19 protein-coding genes are annotated in these 17809 nt (G+C 58.3%); 7 read left to right on the forward strand and 12 right to left on the reverse strand.

The annotated features are described in order from the left end of the window. Window positions 1-32: 32 nt before the first annotated feature. Window positions 33-710 (reverse strand): type 1 glutamine amidotransferase domain-containing protein, encoded by a 678-nt coding sequence (locus ACA069_RS12940; RefSeq protein ID WP_187678720.1) that lies wholly within the window; start codon window positions 708-710, stop codon window positions 33-35. A gap of 210 nt (window positions 711-920) precedes the next feature. Between ACA069_RS12940 and curR the strand changes: the two genes are divergently transcribed. Next, window positions 921-1505, forward strand: coding sequence for a TetR family transcriptional repressor CurR (gene curR, locus ACA069_RS12945; RefSeq protein WP_187678719.1), 585 nt, complete (start codon window positions 921-923; stop codon window positions 1503-1505). A gap of 14 nt (window positions 1506-1519) precedes the next feature. Here curR and ACA069_RS12950 read toward each other — a convergent pair whose 3' ends face one another. From ACA069_RS12950 to ACA069_RS12970, 5 genes are all read right to left on the reverse strand, one after another. Next, a complete protein-coding gene (locus ACA069_RS12950; protein ID WP_497617844.1) occupies window positions 1520-2443 on the reverse strand; it encodes a LysR family transcriptional regulator in 924 nt (307 codons plus the stop codon). Between the two features lie 112 nt (window positions 2444-2555). Beyond that, the gene (locus ACA069_RS12955; protein WP_497617845.1) at window positions 2556-3266 is read right to left on the reverse strand and encodes an SDR family NAD(P)-dependent oxidoreductase; all 711 of its coding nucleotides are present in this window, start codon (window positions 3264-3266) and stop codon (window positions 2556-2558) included. 50 nt (window positions 3267-3316) lie between these two features. After that, the gene (locus tag ACA069_RS12960) at window positions 3317-3973 is read right to left on the reverse strand and encodes a DsbA family oxidoreductase (RefSeq protein ID WP_497617847.1); all 657 of its coding nucleotides are present in this window, start codon (window positions 3971-3973) and stop codon (window positions 3317-3319) included. Then, complete coding sequence (locus ACA069_RS12965) at window positions 3970-4185, reverse strand: tautomerase family protein (RefSeq protein WP_305443122.1); 216 nt, start codon at window positions 4183-4185, stop codon at window positions 3970-3972. Before ACA069_RS12965 ends, ACA069_RS12960 begins: the two co-directional genes overlap by 4 nt. A gap of 163 nt (window positions 4186-4348) precedes the next feature. Next, a complete protein-coding gene (locus tag ACA069_RS12970; protein ID WP_497617850.1) occupies window positions 4349-5056 on the reverse strand; it encodes a tRNA (adenine(22)-N(1))-methyltransferase in 708 nt (235 codons plus the stop codon). Between the two features lie 189 nt (window positions 5057-5245). On the opposite strand from ACA069_RS12970, the gene ACA069_RS12975 reads away from it, so the two are divergent. Continuing rightward, window positions 5246-6175: a Gfo/Idh/MocA family protein gene (locus ACA069_RS12975; RefSeq protein ID WP_305443126.1), complete on the forward strand. Its 930-nt coding sequence runs from the start codon at window positions 5246-5248 to the stop codon at window positions 6173-6175. A 47-nt stretch (window positions 6176-6222) separates the two neighbouring features. On the opposite strand, the gene ACA069_RS12980 is transcribed toward ACA069_RS12975, so the two are convergent. The 3 genes from ACA069_RS12980 to ACA069_RS12990 form a co-directional block, all read right to left on the reverse strand. Then, the gene (locus ACA069_RS12980) at window positions 6223-7488 is read right to left on the reverse strand and encodes an NAD(P)/FAD-dependent oxidoreductase (RefSeq protein ID WP_497617852.1); all 1266 of its coding nucleotides are present in this window, start codon (window positions 7486-7488) and stop codon (window positions 6223-6225) included. Window positions 7489-7580: 92 nt separating this feature from the next. Continuing rightward, window positions 7581-8528, reverse strand: a complete 948-nt coding sequence (locus ACA069_RS12985; protein ID WP_497617854.1) for a dihydrodipicolinate synthase family protein — start codon at window positions 8526-8528, stop codon at window positions 7581-7583. A gap of 55 nt (window positions 8529-8583) precedes the next feature. Beyond that, a complete protein-coding gene (locus tag ACA069_RS12990) occupies window positions 8584-9510 on the reverse strand; it encodes a 4-hydroxyproline epimerase (protein ID WP_497617856.1) in 927 nt (308 codons plus the stop codon). Between the two features lie 260 nt (window positions 9511-9770). Between ACA069_RS12990 and ACA069_RS12995 the strand changes: the two genes are divergently transcribed. The 3 genes from ACA069_RS12995 (at window position 9771) to ACA069_RS13005 (ending at window position 12698) form a co-directional block, all read left to right on the forward strand. After that, entirely contained in the window at window positions 9771-10529 is a 759-nt protein-coding gene (locus ACA069_RS12995; RefSeq protein ID WP_497617858.1) for a PAS domain-containing protein, read from the forward strand. A 64-nt stretch (window positions 10530-10593) separates the two neighbouring features. Continuing rightward, on the forward strand, window positions 10594-10881 hold the full coding sequence (locus ACA069_RS13000; protein WP_262410331.1) for a hypothetical protein: 288 nt from the start codon (window positions 10594-10596) through the stop codon (window positions 10879-10881). A 266-nt stretch (window positions 10882-11147) separates the two neighbouring features. After that, window positions 11148-12698 (forward strand): hypothetical protein, encoded by a 1551-nt coding sequence (locus ACA069_RS13005; RefSeq protein WP_497617861.1) that lies wholly within the window; start codon window positions 11148-11150, stop codon window positions 12696-12698. Window positions 12699-12816: 118 nt separating this feature from the next. Here ACA069_RS13005 and ACA069_RS13010 read toward each other — a convergent pair whose 3' ends face one another. The 3 genes from ACA069_RS13010 to ACA069_RS13020 all read right to left on the reverse strand — a co-directional run bounded on the left by ACA069_RS13010 (window position 12817) and on the right by ACA069_RS13020 (window position 16691). Then, window positions 12817-15201 (reverse strand): DUF3772 domain-containing protein, encoded by a 2385-nt coding sequence (locus ACA069_RS13010; protein WP_497617863.1) that lies wholly within the window; start codon window positions 15199-15201, stop codon window positions 12817-12819. 151 nt (window positions 15202-15352) lie between these two features. After that, window positions 15353-16123, reverse strand: a complete 771-nt coding sequence (gene mddA / locus ACA069_RS13015) for a methanethiol S-methyltransferase (protein ID WP_489881212.1) — start codon at window positions 16121-16123, stop codon at window positions 15353-15355. A 100-nt stretch (window positions 16124-16223) separates the two neighbouring features. Then, on the reverse strand, window positions 16224-16691 hold the full coding sequence (locus ACA069_RS13020) for a metallophosphoesterase family protein (RefSeq protein ID WP_401265161.1): 468 nt from the start codon (window positions 16689-16691) through the stop codon (window positions 16224-16226). A 172-nt stretch (window positions 16692-16863) separates the two neighbouring features. Between ACA069_RS13020 and ACA069_RS13025 the strand changes: the two genes are divergently transcribed. Both ACA069_RS13025 and ACA069_RS13030 read left to right on the forward strand, forming a co-directional pair. Next, window positions 16864-17049, forward strand: coding sequence for a hypothetical protein (locus ACA069_RS13025; protein WP_497617866.1), 186 nt, complete (start codon window positions 16864-16866; stop codon window positions 17047-17049). Between the two features lie 391 nt (window positions 17050-17440). Further along, entirely contained in the window at window positions 17441-17782 is a 342-nt protein-coding gene (locus ACA069_RS13030; protein ID WP_497617868.1) for a hypothetical protein, read from the forward strand. The last annotated feature ends 27 nt before the right edge of the window (window positions 17783-17809 follow it).

Here is a 17809-nt window from a genome sequence, read left to right on the forward strand (position 1 = left end):
AGCCGCACACGGTGTCTGAAGCTGTAAAAGACTTAGCCGAGCATTTTCAGCAGTTTTTCGGCCACCGCGGCGGAGCTTGCCGGATTCTGTCCGGTGACCAGTTGCCCGTCAGCCACCACATACACCTGCCAGTCGGCGACTTTGGAATAACGCCCGCCGAGACGCTGGAACTCGTCTTCGATGAGGAAAGGCACCACCTCCGTCAAACCGACCGCCGCTTCTTCTGCATTGGTGAAGCCCGTCACTTCGCGGTTTTGAATCAACGGTTTGCCGTCGGCATTCAGGACGTGACGCAGCACACCCGGCGCATGGCAGACAAAACCGTGAGGCTTGTTGGCACGGTCGAAAGCTTCGATCAACGCGATCGACTGCTTGTCTTCGGCCAGGTCCCACAGCGGGCCGTGGCCACCTGGGTAGAACACGGCATCGAAATCATCAGCGCTGACATCGGCCAGACGCCCGGTGTTGGCCAGTACCTGTTGCGTCGCCGGGTCATTGCGAAAGCGCTCGGTTTCTGCGGTTTGTGCATCTGGCTCGTCGCTTTTCGGATCGAGCGGTGGCTGGCCGCCGGCCGGCGAAACCACGGTGATCTGTGCACCGGCATCCTTGAAGGCGTAGTAGGGCGCGGCGAATTCTTCGAGCCAGAAACCGGTTTTCTTGCCGGTGTTGCCGAGTTGATCGTGGGAAGTCAGAACCATCAGGATTTTCATAAAGCACCCTTGCATTGATCAGGTGTTATCGAAGCGCGACGGATTCGCACGTTGGGGACACCCGGTGATGTTTGTCGGGACACAGCATAGATTCCAATTAGACCAGTCGTCTAGTAATTTTTTTGCCTGTGGGTTTTTAGACCTCGGGTGTGGCAAACTCGCATTTCTTCGAAATATACGACTGGTCTATTGTTTGGTATTTAGCGCCCCATGAAAGCGACCTACGACGATACTCGCCAACACTTGCTCGACACGGGTCACCGGATGATGGCCGAGAAGGGCTTCACCAGTGTTGGCCTGAACGAGATCCTGCAAACCGCAGGTGTGCCCAAAGGCTCGTTCTATCACTACTTCAAATCCAAGGAACTCTACGGACAGGCCTTGCTTGAGGATTACTTTGTCTGTTATCTCGCCGACATGGAGCAGCGCCTGACTCTGCCAGGGCTGAACGCCTATGAGCGGCTGATGGATTACTGGCAGGGCTGGCAGAACCGTTGCACTCTCGAAGGGCATGGCGACGAATGTCTGGTGGTCAAGCTCAGTGCCGAAGTGGCTGACTTGTCCGAGTCCATGCGCCTCACATTGCGAGATGGCGCCGAACGGGTGGTGGCCCGCATTACCCAGTGCATCGAACAGGGCCAGGCTGAAAAAAGCCTGCCTGCGGGAGACGCCCGGCACTTGGCGGAAACCCTGTATCAACTGTGGTTGGGCGCCAGCCTGTTAAACAAACTGCAGCGCACGGGGCAGTCGCTGAACACCTCGATGGCGACGACCAAGCAGCTGCTGGGTGTTTGACGCGGTGTTCACGGTTAAATCACCGCCCATTCATCGCGATATTGCAGGAGGAAATCCACGAACGCCCGCACGCGTTGGGGAACGTAGCGACCGTGCGGGTACAGCAAGGTGTATGGCCGGGAACGACCCTTATAGGGCTGAAGAACCTCGACGAGACGGCCGTCTGCCAGTTCCTGTTCGACAATGAACTTGTAGGTCTGGAACAGTCCCGCGCCGTTTCTGGCCAGCGTCACACCGCCGAGCACATCGTCAGAACAGGAGTAGCCTCCGTCGGAGTACACCTCACGATCCGTGCCATCCTCCAGAAACAGCCACGAAATTTTCCGCCCGCTGCTGGGCAACTCAAACTGGATGCACTCGTGCTGATTCAGGTCTTCCAGGGTTTTCGGCATGCCGGCCTTGTGCAGATAGTCGGGCGAGGCGACCACCACCAGCTTCGCGTCTTCCAGCAAGCGCGCGATCATGGTCGAGTCCGGTTGCGCCCGAACCCGGATCGCCAGATCGTAGCCTTCCGCGACGAAGTCGATGTTGCGATTGCCCAAGTGAATATCCACGGAGACTTCGGGATAGAGCGCGCGAAACTTTGGCAACAGCGGCAGAATGCGGTGATGCCCGTAAGTGGTCGGCACACTGATGCGTAACTGCCCCGAAGGTGTCGTCTGCGCGCCCATGACTTCTTGCTGGGCTTCAACCAGTTGCGTCAGTGCCTGACTGCATTGCTCGAAAAACTTTCTTCCCGCTTCGGTCAATCGAATGCTGCGCGTCGTTCGGGTAAACAGGCGCGAACCCAGCCTCTGCTCCATGCGCAGAATCGACCGGCTCACCGCTGCCGGTGTTACTCCGGCCAGTTGTGCGGCAGCCGTGAAGCTACCGGCCTCGGCGGCGAGGCAAAAGAGCTCGATACTGCCCAACTGCAAGTCATCAAAGTGGCGCTTCATAATCGATTACACCGAGAATCAACGGACATTTCATTCGGGTGTGTACCACATGAAAAGGCACCGCCGGTATAGGCCGGCGGTGCTTTTTCATGTCGTAATCAAAACGTCTGGATCAATGACCTGCACTCTGGCCCCCGTCGACGTGAAGGATTTCGCCGGTCACGAAGTTCGCGGTGTCCAGATAAAGGATCGCTTGAACGATGTCATCAATCTCGCCCATGTGGCCAACCGGGTGCAGGTTGCCGAGCGCTTCGTGAGTCTCGACGCCATGCATTGGTGTCTTGATGATGCCCGGTGACACGGCGTTGACCCGAATGCCGCGCTTGGCGTACTCGATGGCCAGCGATTTGGTCGCAGCGTTGATGCCACCCTTGGTCAGCGAGGCCAGCACCGACGGTACGCCGTCAATTGCATGATCCACCAGGCTGGTGGTGACGCTGACGATGTGTCCGCTGCTGCGCTTTTCCATCTCGGCAATGGCCAGTTGGGAGATGTGGAAGAAGCCGCTCATGTTGGTGGCCACGACCTGAGCGTAATCTGCTTTGCTGTACTCGGTGAACGGTTTCGCCACGAAGATACCGGCATTGTTGACCAGCGTATCGATACGGCCGAAGCGTGCAACGGCTTCGCGGATAACGCGCTCGGCGGTTTCAGGGTCAGCAATGTCGCCAGCGACGGTCAGAATATCCGGGTCTGCAGACGGTTTGATGGAGCGGGAAGTGGCGACCACCTGATAGCCGCGATCACGAAAACCCTTTACCAGACCTGCGCCAATGCCTTGGGATGCGCCAGTAATCACTACTACTTTATTGGACGTGCTCATGATGAATCCTCATTGAATCGAAGTTAATTGAGTAAACAAATTTTTAACTGTCAGACGTGAGCCGCGGCCTGCGCTGCCTGACGTAGCGCTTGCTCGTATTCGGCGACCGATTGCGATCCGGACATGAGTTGCCGATCATTCAGAACCATCGCCGGAACCGAGTTGATGCCGCGCTGCTGGTAAAACGCTTCAAGTTCACGGACTTCGCGACTCAACTCATCGGATGTCAGCACTGCCTGCGCACGTTCGGTATCAAGGCCAACTTCGCCAGCCAGCGCCACCAGCGTGTCACGGTCATTCGGGTTCTTTCCGTCCGTGAAGTAAGCCCGTAACAGGACTTTCTTCAGTTCGCGTTGGAGCCCCTGTGTCGATGCCCAAAGCAACAAGCGATGGGCATCGAACGTGTTGTAAAAATGACTGCGTTTTTCCAGGTCAAAGCGAAAACCGATCTGCGCGCCGCGTTCAATGATCATTGCGTTGCGCTCGGCCACTTGCTGAGCCGTGCGGCCGTACTTGCGGATCATGTGGGCGATGGCGTTCTCACCTTCCGCCGGCATGTCCGGATTCAGCTCGAACGGTTTGTAAGTCAGCTCAACCTCGACCTCACCGGCCAGGTTCACGATCGCTTGCTCAAGTGCCGTAGCACCCAGTGCACACCAAGGGCAGACAACATCCGAGACAAAGTCGATTTTTACGGTGCGGCTCATGACTGCGAGTCCGACAACTGTTTGCGGTACTCCGTGGTCGTCATACCGGCATAACCCCAGTTATCGGTGTCAACTTCCTCGATCACGATGTGGGTGAGTTTCGGGTCCTTGTTCAGAACCCGTTCCATCGTTTCCGTGATTTCCTTGATCACCTGGGCTTTCTGCTCCCGGGTGACGCCGTCACGGGTGATACGCACGCTGATGAAAGGCATTTGAATATCTCCAGTCGCAGGCCTGTCGGGATGATGGGCTGCTGTTGGAGAGAACTTTAAGAAGTTGCTGGAGATTGATAAATGGGGCTTGAGGTACATCATTTGTGATGCGGTGTATCAAATGTAGGCGGCGTGATGGCCCCGATTGCGGCACCACCCGGAGCTACAGCGAGACCGGCGCCAACATCTGCTCAATCCACTTTGCCTGTCGCGCGACCTCTTGCACTTTCGCCTCGGGCAACGCCTGCCGGGCCCGGGAAAAGTGGCTCAGGGTCTTCTGCTTATGGCGCAGCTTGCGTTGCCACTTGGTCAGAAACGCCGGACTGCGTGCCTGCATCTGTAACGGGCCGAAGTACAGCTCCTGGTCGGTATAGGTCACTGACGCTGCACGCTCGGCAACGATGATTTCGTAGTCGAAACGGTTCTCTCGCAGCACTTCTTCGCTGAGGATGCGGTAGCGGTTATTCATCAGCCATTGGCGCAGTGGCTGCTCGCCGCCGTTGGGTTGCAGGATCAGGCGTTCTTCGCCGCTCAAGTGCGCTTTGCCGCTGTCGAGGATGTCCCGAATGGTCTCGCCGCCCATACCGCAAACAGTGATGGCGGTGACCCTGTCTTCCGGTTTGATAGCTGCCAGACCATTGGCCAGGCGCACCGTGATTCGGTGGTGCAGGTCGTTTTCGCGCACGGTACGTTCGGCTGCATGAAACGGCGTCAACGCCACCTCACCAGCCACCGCTGCTTCTATGAGACCACGGCGCATCAACGCCACCGGCAGATAGCCGTGATCCGAGCCGATATCGGCCAGCCGTGCGCCGGCTGGCACATGCGCCGCCACACGCTCCAGGCGCGCGGACAATGTCTGTTCGTTCAACGGCAACCCCTGTTCAGCACAAACCTGCGGCGTCTGCGGCCGCAAAAGGGGTGCGACTTTGTCGAGCAACGCGTTGCGTGTCAAATTCCGGCGACAAGAGCACACGACTAATCGCTACGCGACTTCCGCCGAAGTTTGCAGGTAATCTGCCGCTTCGCTGACTAAAACAAACAAAAGCAGGAGTCATTGATGCAACCGATCCGTCTCGGCCTGGTGGGCTACGGCAAAATTGCGCAGGATCAACACGTCCCGGCGATCCTCGCCAATCCCGGATTCCAGTTGGTGTCTGTCGCTACGCAAGGCAAGCCCTGCGCCGGTGTAGAGAATTTTCAGTCGTTGAGCGAGTTGCTCGAAAACGGTCCGCCGGTTGATGCGATTGCGTTCTGCACGCCACCGCAAGGTCGCTTCGCTCTGGTGCAACAGGCACTGGCAGCTGGTAAGCATGTGTTGGTGGAAAAACCGCCCTGCGCCACGTTGGGTGAAGCGATGGCGTTGGTGACTCTGGCTGAACAGCAAGGCGTCAGCGCGTTGTTTGCCTGGCATTCACGCTATGCGCCGGGCATTGCAGCCGCCCGCGACTGGCTTGCCACTCGCACCCTGCAAAGCGTGCAGATCGACTGGAAGGAAGACGTGCGCAAGTGGCATCCCGGCCAAACCTGGATCTGGCAACCGGGCGGCCTGGGCGTTTTCGATCCGGGCATCAATGCCTTGTCGATCGCGACCCACTTGCTGGCGCTGCCGTTGTTCGTCGAATCGGCCGAACTGCGCGTACCGAGCAACTGCCAGTCGCCGATTGCCGCGTCGATCAAAATGTCTGACGCGCGCCACCTCGATGTGCGCGCCGAGTTCGATTTCGACCATGGTCATGACGAACTCTGGAGCATCGAGATTCGCTGCGCCGAGGGTGTGCTGCGCCTGGATAACGGGGGCGCGGTGTTGAGTATCGACGGCGTGCGCCAAGCCGTGTCGGAGGAGGGCGAGTACGCGGCGGTGTATCGACATTTCCAGCAGTTGATTGACGACAAGGCCAGTGACCTGGATCTGCAGCCGTTGCGGTTGGTGGCGGATAGTTTCTTTGTGGGGAGTCGGGTGGCGGTTGAGGCGTTTTACGACGCCTGATCCCGACGTACCCCATCGAAAGCCTGCGCTGAGAGCAGGCTTTTTTATCAGAAGCGAGAAAGCGCGTAAGGCTCGATACTCGGCAAACCGATCGATGGGTTCAGCGCTGTCGCAGAGGCCATCCCCACAACCATCTCCGCCGTCACTGCCGCCTGCGTCAGCCCCAGATGCTGATGCCCAAAAGCAAGCAGCACTTTGCCCCCGCACACCTGATCAATCACTGGCAGCGAATCCGGCAACGACGGCCGAAAGCCCATCCACGGGGTCGCCGCCTCAGCACTCAGATCCTTGCGAAACAAACCCTTGCTCAACCGATGCAATTGCCACGCGCGCTCCATGCTCGGTGGCCGCTCCAGCCCGGCGAACTCGACGGTGCCCGCCAATCTCAAGCCATCGGACATTGGCGTCATGATGAACTTGCGTTCCAGCGAGGTGACAGGGAAGGGCAGGCGGTTGTGTTCGGCGGGCAGCATCAGGTGATAACCGCGTTCTGTGTCCAGCGGCACTTTCTTGCCCGTGAGCGCGGCGGTGAGTTTTGCCGAGTGCGCACCGCAGGCGATCAATACGCGGCTCGCGGTCAGATCGCCGGTTTTGGTGATAAGGGAAACACCGCTGGCCTGCACATACCCGCCCTGAACCTGTTCCTTCACAAAGCTCACGCCGCTGGCCTTTGCTGCCTCGACCAGCTCGCACACCACGCGATACGGATCGATGAAATGCCCGGTGCTCGGAAAGAACAGGCCGCCCTGAATCTGTTCGCTAAGTTGCGGCGCGGTTTCCTGTACAGCGCCGGCCTGCCAGAAATCGACAGGCACTCGCTGCTGACGCAAGCGAGCCTGCAGCGTTTCGATGGTCTGACACGATTCGGCGCGTTCGAATACCAGCAATGAACCGTCGACTTTCAGCAGTTCGGGGCGCTGGATATCCGCGAGTAAACGATGCCAGGCATCCAGACTGCTTTCATTCAGCGCGCGCAATCCCGCGACGGTTTGGCGGAAAGGTTCCGAGCGCAGATTCAGCAGCAGCCGCGTGAACCAGGGCAGCGCACGAGGCAGGTATTTCCAGTCCAGTCGCAGCGGGCCCATCGGGTCCATCAGCATGGCCGGCAAGCGCTTGAGAATCGACACGTCGGCAATCGGAAATACCTGCTCGGTCGCCAGATGCCCGGCATTGCCGAACGAGGCGCCGTGGCCGGGTTCCTGTTGATCGATGACGATTACTCGCAGGCCTTGGCGAGCCAGACGCAGGGCGCAAGCGACGCCGATGATGCCGGCGCCGACCACAGCGATGTCGTGCACGGGATTATTCGACATTTTTCAGTTTTCCCTTTGCCCATCGAACAGGCGACCGGCCTTGCGCGCCAGCATTGGCAGCGACGCGCGGGCTAGCTCAAAGTCTTTCCAGATCAGGCGAAGTTCTGCTCTGCCGACCAGTTCTCGTACCAGTGACGGAACAGCGCGTATTGGTTATCCGCGTAACGACGCTGCGAGTCGCTCAAGACATCGGTTTCGTTGAAGTGCAGGGAGCATTCCTTGTCACCGTTGAGCACCATCAGGTGTTTGTAATACAGCACCAGATCGCAACCCTCGTCGAAGGACGACAACACCGCCAGCGCCGATTCCAGCTCCTGCGCCTGACGTCGGGCTTTGGCGTCACCCTTGGCCGCTTGCTTGCTCAGCGCCACCAGTTGCAGCACTTCGCGAGGCAGGGCGTTGCCGATACCGGTAATGGCTCCGGTGGCGTTGCAGTTGACGAAGCCGTGCACCACTTGGGTGTCAACGCCGACCATGAGGGTCACGTCGTCATCCTTGGAGGTGATGTTTTCCGCCGCGTAGCGCAAGTCGGCACCGCCGCCGAACTCCTTGAAGCCGATCAGGTTCGGGTGCTCTCGACGCAGGTCGAAGAACAGATCGGCGCGGGTGGCGAAGCCGTAGTAAGGGCTGTTGTAGATAACCGCCGGCAGCCCGGGAGCTGCTTTGAGAATTGCAGCGAAGTGAGCCTTCTGCGCGGCGGCCGAAGCACCCCGGGACAGTACTCGTGGAATTACCATCAAACCCTGCGCGCCGACTTTTGCGGCGTGGGCGGCATGGGACACCGCTTCGCGGCTATTCACAGCCCCGGTGCCGACGATGGTTGGAATGCCCGCCGCGACTAGCCGCGCCACGCCTTCCTGACGCTCGGCCTCGGTGAGCAGCGGCCAGTCGCCCATGGAACCGCAATACACCACCGCGCTCATGCCGATATCGATCAGCTCGCGACCCTTGGCCACCAATGCGTCGAAGTCCGGTTTGCGCTGGGCGGTGCACGGGGTCATCAGGGCCGGCATGCAACCAGTGAAGACGTTGTCGCTCATTGTTTTAACTCCTTGGCACATCATTCGGATTGGCTTGAAAAGTCAGCGCAGCAGCTCAGATACCCCACGCGAACGGGTCTTCTTCGTCGATCAGCAACGTGCTGTCGGCGGTCATGTAGGCGCGGCCAGTGATGTACGGGCGAACGCGTTCGCCTGCCCATTCGAAGCGGCCCTCGAACTGGCTGCCCGTGATGCTCGCCTGCACCCAGCGCTCGCCGGGTCGCAGCTTGTCGTCGGCGGCCAGGCAGGCGAGTTTGGCGCTGGTGCCGGTACCGCAGGGTGAGCGGTCATAGGCTTTGCCGGGGCACATGACGAAGTTGCGGCTGTCGGCATTGGCGTCGTCAGCGAACAGCTCGATGTGGTCGATCACGGCACCGTCCTCGCCATAGATGCCTTGATCTTCGAGAGCCTTGAGCATCGCCCAGGTGTACGCGGTGAGGTGTTCGACGTTATCCATGCTCAGCGTCTGGCCGTGCTCGGAGACGAGGAAAAACCAGTTGCCGCCATAAGCGATATCGCCGAATACGCGGCCGTGACCCGGAACGTCTACCGGCACCTGTTTGCGATAACGCCAGGACAGCACGTTCCCCAGGGTCACGCTGCTGTCTTCATGCAATGTCGCGGTGACCGCGCCGACGGGCGTGTCGATCTTGTGCTCGCCCGGCGCGATCAGTCCCAGGTAGTGCAACGAATTGATCAGGCCGATGGTGCCGTGGCCGCACATGCCGAGATACCCGGCATTGTTAAAGAAAATCACCCCACACGTGGCGTCCGCCGATACCGGCTCGCAGTACAGCGCACCGACCAACACATCGTTGCCGCGCGGTTCCAGCAGGCAGGCGCGGCGCCATGGATCATGCTGAGTGCGCAAGGCATCGCGTTTTTCGGCCATGGTGCCGCCGGGCAGTTCGGGGAAGCCGTTCATCACCAGGCGCGTGGGTTCACCGCCGGTGTGGGAATCGATGACGTGTACTCGTTTCATGGACGTGCGCCGTTGAGTGATTTCAGTAGGCGCCGGCAGCGCGTGTGTTCACGGTGCTGGCAGTTGTGTCACTGGGACGGGCAAACTTTGAACTCATCGACAGGGCGGTGATTGATGTTTTTCAGCGGGATCGATGACGAAATCGGCACAGTTGCGCCGATGAAACGCGGCCCTCGACACGACTTGAACGATGCTGCAATCTGCTCGCGACTGCCGCAGCACGGGCACTTGGCATATCCACGAACAGGGAGGGATCTTCAATGAAGAGCGCGTTTTCGATGCTGTCTCAGAGCCGCCCGCAAACCCTGGACGAGCTATTGGCCGGCGCCGCGCTGCTGTTGCCGATGCTCGATGTGATCCCCAACGCAGCGATATTCATCAAGGATGTTCAGGCCCGTTACGTCCTCGCTAACCGCACACTGGTGCAGCGCTGTGGTTTGAAGGACTTGCGTCCGTTGCTCGGCAAAACCAGCGTACAGGTGTTCCCCGCGCAATTGGGGCCGGGCTACACCGAACAGGATCGCAAAGTGCTGGAAGAGGGCTTTGTGCTGGAGGATCAGCTGGAGCTGCATCTGTACGGCAGTCGAGAACCGGGTTGGTGCCTGACTCATAAACAACCGCTGTACAACCGCGAGGGGCAGGTCATCGGGTTGGCGGGCATCTCCGTCGATCTGCAATCAGCCAGCGAAACTCACCCGGCGTTTGAGCGGCTGGCCGCTGTCGACGAACACATCCGCACGCACTTCAACCGCCGCGTCACATTGGGCGAACTGACGCGCATTGCCGGTATTTCCGTGGCGCAACTGGAACGCTACTGCAAACGGGTGTTCCACCTGACGCCACGGCAGATGATCCAGAAGGTGCGGCTGGAACATGCGCATCGTCTGCTGCATACCGATTTACCGATCACCGACGTTGCGCTGCAATGCGGTTACACCGATCACAGTGCGTTTACCCGGCAGTTCAAGGCTTCGACCGGGTTTACGCCCCGGGAGTATCGTCAGGCGACGGAGCAGTGAGAAGCCGCTGCGCATACCGACTAGACTCAATACGTCACGACCTGATTGCGGCAGGAGAAACGCGATGAGGGGAATACTCAGACGTCGATGCTCGCTGTGGCCCTTGTCCATCCTGATCGCCCTCAGCCTGGCGCTGAGCGGCGGCTGCTCAAACCGAAAACACTATCCGCCATCAGGCGTCGGCGACAGCTGCTATGCCAAGGCGCTGCCGACGGTTGGGGAGGGCGGTCTCGCCTGGGGTTCCAGCCTGAACATGGCTCGGCAAAAATCCATGACCAATTGCATGCGCTACGCCGGGCGGTCGGGGGGCACGCCGAATACCTGTCAGGTGGTGTTGGCCAAGTGCAAATGACTGTCCACCCTGGCAGTTTGTCGTTTTGATGGGCAAGCAGCATGCGTTTGCGCGTGCGGACGAGCTTTCTGTCAACGTTCACCTGAAATCTGCTGGTGGTACCACGCTCGATGCGATCACCCTGACCCTTTCTTGACGCTATGCATACCGGTACTAGAATTCATTCGATTTGTTTGGCTTTCTATGCCGATGGAGGCAGGGAAGGCTATCTGAAACGTGCGCAATAGCGTTGATGTTCGTGTGCGCTCTCAAGGCAAGGACGCGTCATGGCATTCCAGATTGGCAATACAGTCATCACGCCCTATCACCTGATGGCCCAATACCGTGTGCAGTTGGGGAATCACAAAGACACGGTACAGAAGTTCATCACGTTTACGGGCTGCATCCGCTTTGCCACGGTCGACGCGGCGAAGGCCGCGCTGGATGCGCCCGATACTGCGGTGGCGATGGTGTGGGATGCGGCCAATGCCAACCCCTTGCAGAGTACGCCAACCGTCCAGCGCACCATCACCCAGTGCCTGTCAGATGTGGATACGCACGTGGCACAACAGCGTGAGAGGGAAAGGGCGGCAGCCAAGCAGGCGCGAGAGCCGGACAAGGTCAAGTACAACGCGCTACGCGATACGGCAAAGGCTTTGGGCGGAGAGCTGATGACAGCTGCAGCGGACAACGACCCCGTGGCATTTGCCGGTCACTACGTTACTTTTTACTATCAGGCGGCCTACATGGGGGGCGACCAGTTCGCGGTGGGGGCTGCTCTGAAGAGCAAACCGACGTCGCGGTTGATCCTGTTCTACAGCGACAATCCTCAGGAGACAGGCAGTGCCAAAAGTCTGATCTCGTTCTACGGGGTATCTTGCGGCTTGACCCGCGACCGCTTGCTGCCCGTGAAAGTGGCCGATTCCAAGGCGGCCTGTAAAGTCGCTACAGATGTCGTGGATGCGCGTTTGAACAAGACAGCCAACCCTGCCATGGCCGGACTTGATTTTTTGGGCCTCATACCCAGGATCAGCGGAGCGACGCTGAACCCGGTAGGCGGCGCGACGACCCATGTCGCCGCCTCAGTCATGGCAGGTGACGGCAAAGGCAATGTGTCCGGTTGGACAGACGTTGACCCGGCCAGCAATTCCTACTGGGCCTACCGTGTCGATAAATTCCTGGGGCGCAAAGGGATCGTGCGAAGCGCGAAGTACGTCATCGTCTGGACGCGATTCAGTGGGCAGGACGGTGGCGCTCACCCAGAACTGGACGATACCTGGATGGGTCTTGCCCAAGTCTGTCGCGGTCTGCTCAAAGCCGGAAAAAATATCATTGTGGTGGGCAAGCCCAAAGGGCACGACAGCCTGCCAGAAAAATTGAACGCCAGTATGGATCAACTGGACATCGCGGGTCCGCCAGCCGTATCGCGCAATGGCATGCAGATCTGGGGCGAGTATTGGAAAAACGAAAACGAGGAAACCTTCAACGGCAAAATCATTGGCCCTAACCGTGCTGCCGAGTATGCGATTTTCCTGAGAATGGCCCGTGGCTGGGGCTGTAAACTGGTGCATTTGGGGATGCGCAGTGGTGCGATGGATGCCGCAGCATTGTTGGGTATGCGTGTCAGGTTCATCGAAAACACCGGCAACGAACAGATCGAACGAACTACGAAATGGACCGGAGGCAGCAACACAAACAAATTGTATCAACGCATTCAGGTCTCCCAGACCACACGGATGGCGGCTGCGGGAAAACCTAAAGCGCAGCACGAGGCACAGGGCTATGAGCCTGCCGATCTCAAACTTATCCTCGACAGCGTGACGGCGGCATTGGTCTAGAGTATCAATAGTGTTCGATACACGAAGGATGGCTTGCCGGAGGCAAGGTAGACCTCATCGATGCGCCGAGCCGGGTCGTTCGTTGACGCCGCAGATGTATCGAGACATAAAAGCCGCTTCAGGCACTCGCCGGCGGCTTCGCCAACTCAATTCCCGCCGCCCCCAGCCGCTTGAGAATCTCGAACAACAAATCACTCTTGGTCACCCCGACAATCCTCGGGCTGCCTACATAACCGGTAATCGTCAACGTAATCCCGTCCTGCGACAGCTTGCTGAAACGCACAAACGACGCCGGTTTATCGAGGATGCTTTCGTTCTCTCGATAAGTGTTGAGCAACAGCTCCTTCACCTCCTCAGGATCGATATCCAGCGGGAATACCAACTCAAGCGATGCCACGCCCTGGGCGCTCCCCCCTAGCGTAACGTTGCGCAAGTTCTGCGAGATCAATTGCGAGTTGGGCACGATCACAATCGAGCGGTCGCTGAGCTGTATCTCCGTAGCTCGCACGTTGATCCGGCGGATATCACCCTCGACGCCACTGATACTGATCAAATCGCCGACCTTCACCGGACGCTCGGTCAGCAGAATCAGACCCGAAACGAAGTTCTTCACAATCTCCTGCAAACCAAAACCGATCCCCACCGACAGCGCACTGACGATCCACGCCAGGTTGGTCCACTGCACCCCCAGCGACGACAGCGTCAACAGGATCACCAGCGCATAACCGATATTGGAAAACAGCGTGCTCAACGACGCGCACATGCCCGGGTCCATATCGGTCTTGGGCAGGAACTCGTTGTCCAGCCAGCGGCGCAGGGCGCGAATCAGGTAGATGCCGATCAACAACGCCAGTACCGCATTGAGCAGATGCCCGGGGACGATGTTCAGTTTGCGTAACCCGGCGCCGCCGAGAATGGCCATGATGTTGCTCAGCAGTTGCCCAAGCGTGGTGCCGATGCCGCCGACAAACAGCGCAATCACCGCCAGCAGCAAAAGCCCGGCGCGGCTGAACCCGGACAATAGAATCGAGATCTGATCCAGCCGCCGATCACCAATCCCGAGCAACTGCTTAAGCGCCTTTCCGCTCGAATGTTTGGGCGAAAACACATATTCGCAGCCGTCCTTGATGAATTGGATCAGCAAGTAAAACCCCGACAGTACGATGTACGCCCAGACCACTTCATAAGTAATGAACCGGGCCAGCGACACATAACCGATGAGCAGCGCAGCTATCGAGACAAACATCGAAACACTGGCGACGGTGTAAATCACCCCGGCGAACACGTTGCCCGCCGCCGAAGTGTCGTTGGCAGCAATCATTGCCTTGCGCACTTTGCTGACCCGCAACAGCATTGCCACGATGATCACCATTACAGCAATCGCGATCACGCCCCGCCCGGCGAGCACGATCTGGCTGCTCATGCCGGTGGCGTTGCTGACCTGCACCAGTGTCACCAGCACCAGCAACGTGCCGGAAAGAATGCGCGGGTAAGGCTTCAGTGCCAGCGCTACCGGATCGGCAATCGCCGGCAGCCGCCACGACGGATGTCTGGTCGAGAGCAGCGCGCGGCTCAGCCCGGTGATCAACACGCAGGCGTACACAACCTTTTCGAACTCCTCGGAAAACGTATCCAGCACCGGCGGCAAAGGTGCGTGGCGGGTGAGGGCGTAGAACAGCAGTTGCAGGGCAATGCCCGTGGTGACAATGGTCGCCAACGCCGAAGCGAACGCCAATGCACTGCGGCGCACACGCCCCTCCGGCATGCGATGGATGCACACCCACGTCAGCCCACGCTCGGCCAGCCTGCGTCCGAACGTCCAGATCACCAGCGCCAACAACGCCAGCACACTGGTATAAAAACGCTGCCCCGGCGCCCAGACGCTGGCCCACGTATCGCCCACCCGATCTACAAAAAAACTCAAACGCTGCCGATCATCGGGCCGGGGTTTGACCAGTGGCGCCCAGAAATCCGGACTCAACACACTGTTGGTGCGCAGCGTCAGCTCACTCTCCAGCAACGTGCGCCTGATCCCGGCAATCTGCGTGATCAGATCCGCCGCGCTCTGCTTCAACGCCGCCAGATTCTTCAGCGTCGCATCAACCTTGTTCTTTTGTTCTGCCAGCGACGCCCGCTGCGCGATGATATCCGCCTGCTCAGACGCCACCCCGGTATCCGGCGCCGCCCCCAACACACCCAATTGCACCGCCAGTTGCGCCTGCTGCGGCAACAACGACGCCGACAACCGATCAACATCCAGAATGAACGCCTGCACCCGATCCTGCGGCCCTTCGAGCTGGTTGTAATTGTTGGCAGACGAGATTTGTTGCTTGAGCCCGTCGAGGCGTTGTTGCAGGGCTTGCAAGTCGTTTTGGGAAATGACCGCAGCTGGCGCGGCAGCCATCGCGGACGGCGCCGGTAGATCAGCCGCCCATAGCGACGAACCGCCCGGAGCAAGCAACGTGAGCGCGACAAAAAACAATGACTTCAATGTGTTGCGCATGGAGGGGTAGACCCGAATTGATCACACAGTCTATGAGGTTAGGTGATCGAGGCGAGGGTTGAGGAAAAGTTTCAGGCGCGGCGCGCGCAGGTGTACTTGCCGCACTCCGAATCACTTGGCGAACGTTAACGTTTTCGACTTCTACAGAACGTTATTTCTTACGAAAAGGCAGCAACATGCCAACGCGCTGTTGGTAATCCAGATATCTCTCGCCGAAAGCTCTGACCAGGTCCTTTTCTTCAAGATGTGCCCCAACAACAATGTACGCCGTACTCGTCAAGGCAAAGACAAGATGACCAACCGTCATGTCCGGCGTCGCCCAGAATGCCAGCAGAAACCCCAGATACATCGGGTGTCTGACAATTCTGTAAAGCGATGGCGTCACGAAATGGGGCGTTTCCGGCGGAGTCTGTCGAAAGGCTTTGATTGCCTGTTTCAAACCGAACAACTCGAAATGGCTGATCAGAAAAGTTGCCAGCAGAGCGAGCCCCCAGCCTGTCCAGAACAGACCTGAAAGCACGACCCTGAGCAGAGGCGATTCAGCACTCCACACCGGCACGGCAATCGGTTGCCACAAATAGAAAAGCAACAAGAGGGTGAGGCTACTGAAGAGAACGTAAGTGGCTCGTTCAATGGCAGCGGGCATCACGTGGGCAAGTCTGTCTTTAAAGCCTTTTCTCGCCATCACACTGTGCTGTAGGCCGAACAGAGTGATGAGGGCAATATCGACGAGTATCGCGAAAACGACATCTTGAGGTTCCCCGGAGTCGATGTGCTTTGGAACCAACCATCTTCCAAGAAAACCGATCAAGTACAGGATTGTGAAGAGAAAAATGGAGTAACACGTCAAGCTGTAAAGCACATACAGCAGCTGAATGGCCGGGTTGCTGGGGCGGGTTTTCGAGACAGGCTGGGTGTTCATGAGCGATGTGTCTTGATCATGGCGTGGACTGCAGACTCGCACTAGGGGAAGAATTGATTGGGTGATCTTTAAACATAGCAGAGGTATCCCGAAACAGCGCTCAGGCACCAGGGTCGAGCAGATGCACCAGTCTTGGTGCGAGGGAATCAGCGCAGACATCCAGCAACGCCAACGTGACCGGTAACTTGAACCGCCGCCGGCCGGCACTGCCCGGATTCAGATAAAGCCGCTCGCCGCGCCACTGGATATCAGGTTTGTGCGAATGACCGGTGATCACCAGTCTGATGTCGCTATCAAGATGGGCCGGGACATCGGCGATATCGTGAACCAGCAGAGCTTTCCAGCCGCTCAGCTCGAAGTTGAGTTTGTCAGGGAGGTCGGCGGCGAAGGGCAGGCTCAAATCGTTGTTACCGCGCACGGCATGGACAGGGGCGATGTCGGCGAGTTGTGCAAGGATGTCCGGACTGCCGATGTCACCGGCATGGATGATGAGGTCGCAGCCTTGGAGGGCGGCGAGGGCTTCGGGGCGCAGTAGGCCGTGGGTGTCGGAGATGATAGCGGTTTTCATGGGGGGAGATTAGCAGGGTTGGGATGGAGACACTTTCGGCAAAAAAACGGACGCTATTTTCGTCATCTCCATGCTCCAAACGACAGTACGCCGCAGTAGAGGACGGTGTTGCAAACGATCACTTGGGGGACGCTCTGACGTTTCTGGGAAAACCGACAACGAGAAAGGGTTAATGGACTTAGTTATCGATTTGATAGCGCATCGCATTGGCGTGTTTGTTCTGGGCTTGCTGAGTGGCGGCCGTTTCAAGGGTGAGAGTGGTTTTGCCTGGGGCTGGGCAGTCGTAGTCGGCGGGCTGATTCTGCTATCTCCATTCGCAGCGTTCATAACCTTGCTCATCTATACCAGTGGCCTGTGAATTCATGTCTGTCATGGGTCGATAACTGCCCATCGCGACAGGCACCAATCGGCCATAAGAAGTCAATCCCGAAGGACGGCTTTCGACCCAAAGCGGCCCTTCGTGAAGGACAGCTAATGGATGGAGTCAGTCATGGCCCCAATGCCTGCACCATCCTCGGGAACTCAGCACCATGTGTAAGGAAAATCACCCCGCTTTTGGGGAATGCTCCGTGAAGCAATATGGAGATCGTTTTTGAATCACTTGCAGATCTAGAAACTGCGTCTCAGACGCTTTATTCCGAGTCGGTAATGCTGGCTTAACTCAGGATGTGTTTTATCGCCTTTGGCAGGCCTATTGGGTCGACCGCTTCCAATTGTAAGAGCCATTTGCAGCGACTACACTCCAGCCCATGAAACGCTATCTGCGGTTTTGCATCATCTTCATGATTAGCTTGGCGCTTCCCCTCAGCGGGATGGCGGGTGTCCAGGCACCGACAGAACCGTGCCCAATGAAGACGATGGGTATGGCGATGATGGACGACATGGGCATGGACTGCTGCAACGATATGAAAAGCCCTTCCGAGCACGGCAAACCTTGTAAGCCGGGCCAGGAATGCAAGACAGGTGGCATGCTGCAAGTCTCGATCTTCAAGCCTCAAGTAACCGTATTCAGCCCCGTCGTGCTTTCCTTCTTCAGCAATTCCCTACCCGTACAGACCCCGTCCGGGGTATGGCGACCGCCTCGCGTTTGATTCCTGTCCCACATTGAGCCTCTTTCC

The sequence above is a fragment of the Pseudomonas sp. LBUM1652 genome (genome assembly GCF_059716105.1).

Excerpts from the sequence above, each read along its gene's own strand:
- ACA069_RS12955 (WP_497617845.1), bottom strand. The coding sequence starts at position 3,266 with ATGAGCACGTCCAATAAAGTAGTAGTGATTACTGGCGCATCCCAAGGC.
- curR (WP_187678719.1), top strand. The coding sequence starts at position 921 with ATGAAAGCGACCTACGACGATACTCGCCAACACTTGCTCGACACGGGT.
- ACA069_RS12975 (WP_305443126.1), top strand. The coding sequence starts at position 5,246 with ATGCAACCGATCCGTCTCGGCCTGGTGGGCTACGGCAAAATTGCGCAG.
- ACA069_RS13020 (WP_401265161.1), bottom strand. The coding sequence starts at position 16,691 with ATGAAAACCGCTATCATCTCCGACACCCACGGCCTACTGCGCCCCGAA.
- ACA069_RS12950 (WP_497617844.1), bottom strand. The coding sequence starts at position 2,443 with ATGAAGCGCCACTTTGATGACTTGCAGTTGGGCAGTATCGAGCTCTTT.
- ACA069_RS12960 (WP_497617847.1), bottom strand. The coding sequence starts at position 3,973 with ATGAGCCGCACCGTAAAAATCGACTTTGTCTCGGATGTTGTCTGCCCT.
- ACA069_RS13000 (WP_262410331.1), top strand. The coding sequence starts at position 10,594 with ATGAGGGGAATACTCAGACGTCGATGCTCGCTGTGGCCCTTGTCCATC.
- mddA (WP_489881212.1), bottom strand. The coding sequence starts at position 16,123 with ATGAACACCCAGCCTGTCTCGAAAACCCGCCCCAGCAACCCGGCCATT.
- ACA069_RS13030 (WP_497617868.1), top strand. The coding sequence starts at position 17,441 with ATGAAACGCTATCTGCGGTTTTGCATCATCTTCATGATTAGCTTGGCG.
- ACA069_RS12940 (WP_187678720.1), bottom strand. The coding sequence starts at position 710 with ATGAAAATCCTGATGGTTCTGACTTCCCACGATCAACTCGGCAACACC.
- ACA069_RS12990 (WP_497617856.1), bottom strand. The coding sequence starts at position 9,510 with ATGAAACGAGTACACGTCATCGATTCCCACACCGGCGGTGAACCCACG.
- ACA069_RS13005 (WP_497617861.1), top strand. The coding sequence starts at position 11,148 with ATGGCATTCCAGATTGGCAATACAGTCATCACGCCCTATCACCTGATG.
- ACA069_RS13010 (WP_497617863.1), bottom strand. The coding sequence starts at position 15,201 with ATGCGCAACACATTGAAGTCATTGTTTTTTGTCGCGCTCACGTTGCTT.
- ACA069_RS12985 (WP_497617854.1), bottom strand. The coding sequence starts at position 8,528 with ATGAGCGACAACGTCTTCACTGGTTGCATGCCGGCCCTGATGACCCCG.
- ACA069_RS12980 (WP_497617852.1), bottom strand. The coding sequence starts at position 7,488 with ATGTCGAATAATCCCGTGCACGACATCGCTGTGGTCGGCGCCGGCATC.
- ACA069_RS13025 (WP_497617866.1), top strand. The coding sequence starts at position 16,864 with ATGGACTTAGTTATCGATTTGATAGCGCATCGCATTGGCGTGTTTGTT.
- ACA069_RS12965 (WP_305443122.1), bottom strand. The coding sequence starts at position 4,185 with ATGCCTTTCATCAGCGTGCGTATCACCCGTGACGGCGTCACCCGGGAG.
- ACA069_RS12995 (WP_497617858.1), top strand. The coding sequence starts at position 9,771 with ATGAAGAGCGCGTTTTCGATGCTGTCTCAGAGCCGCCCGCAAACCCTG.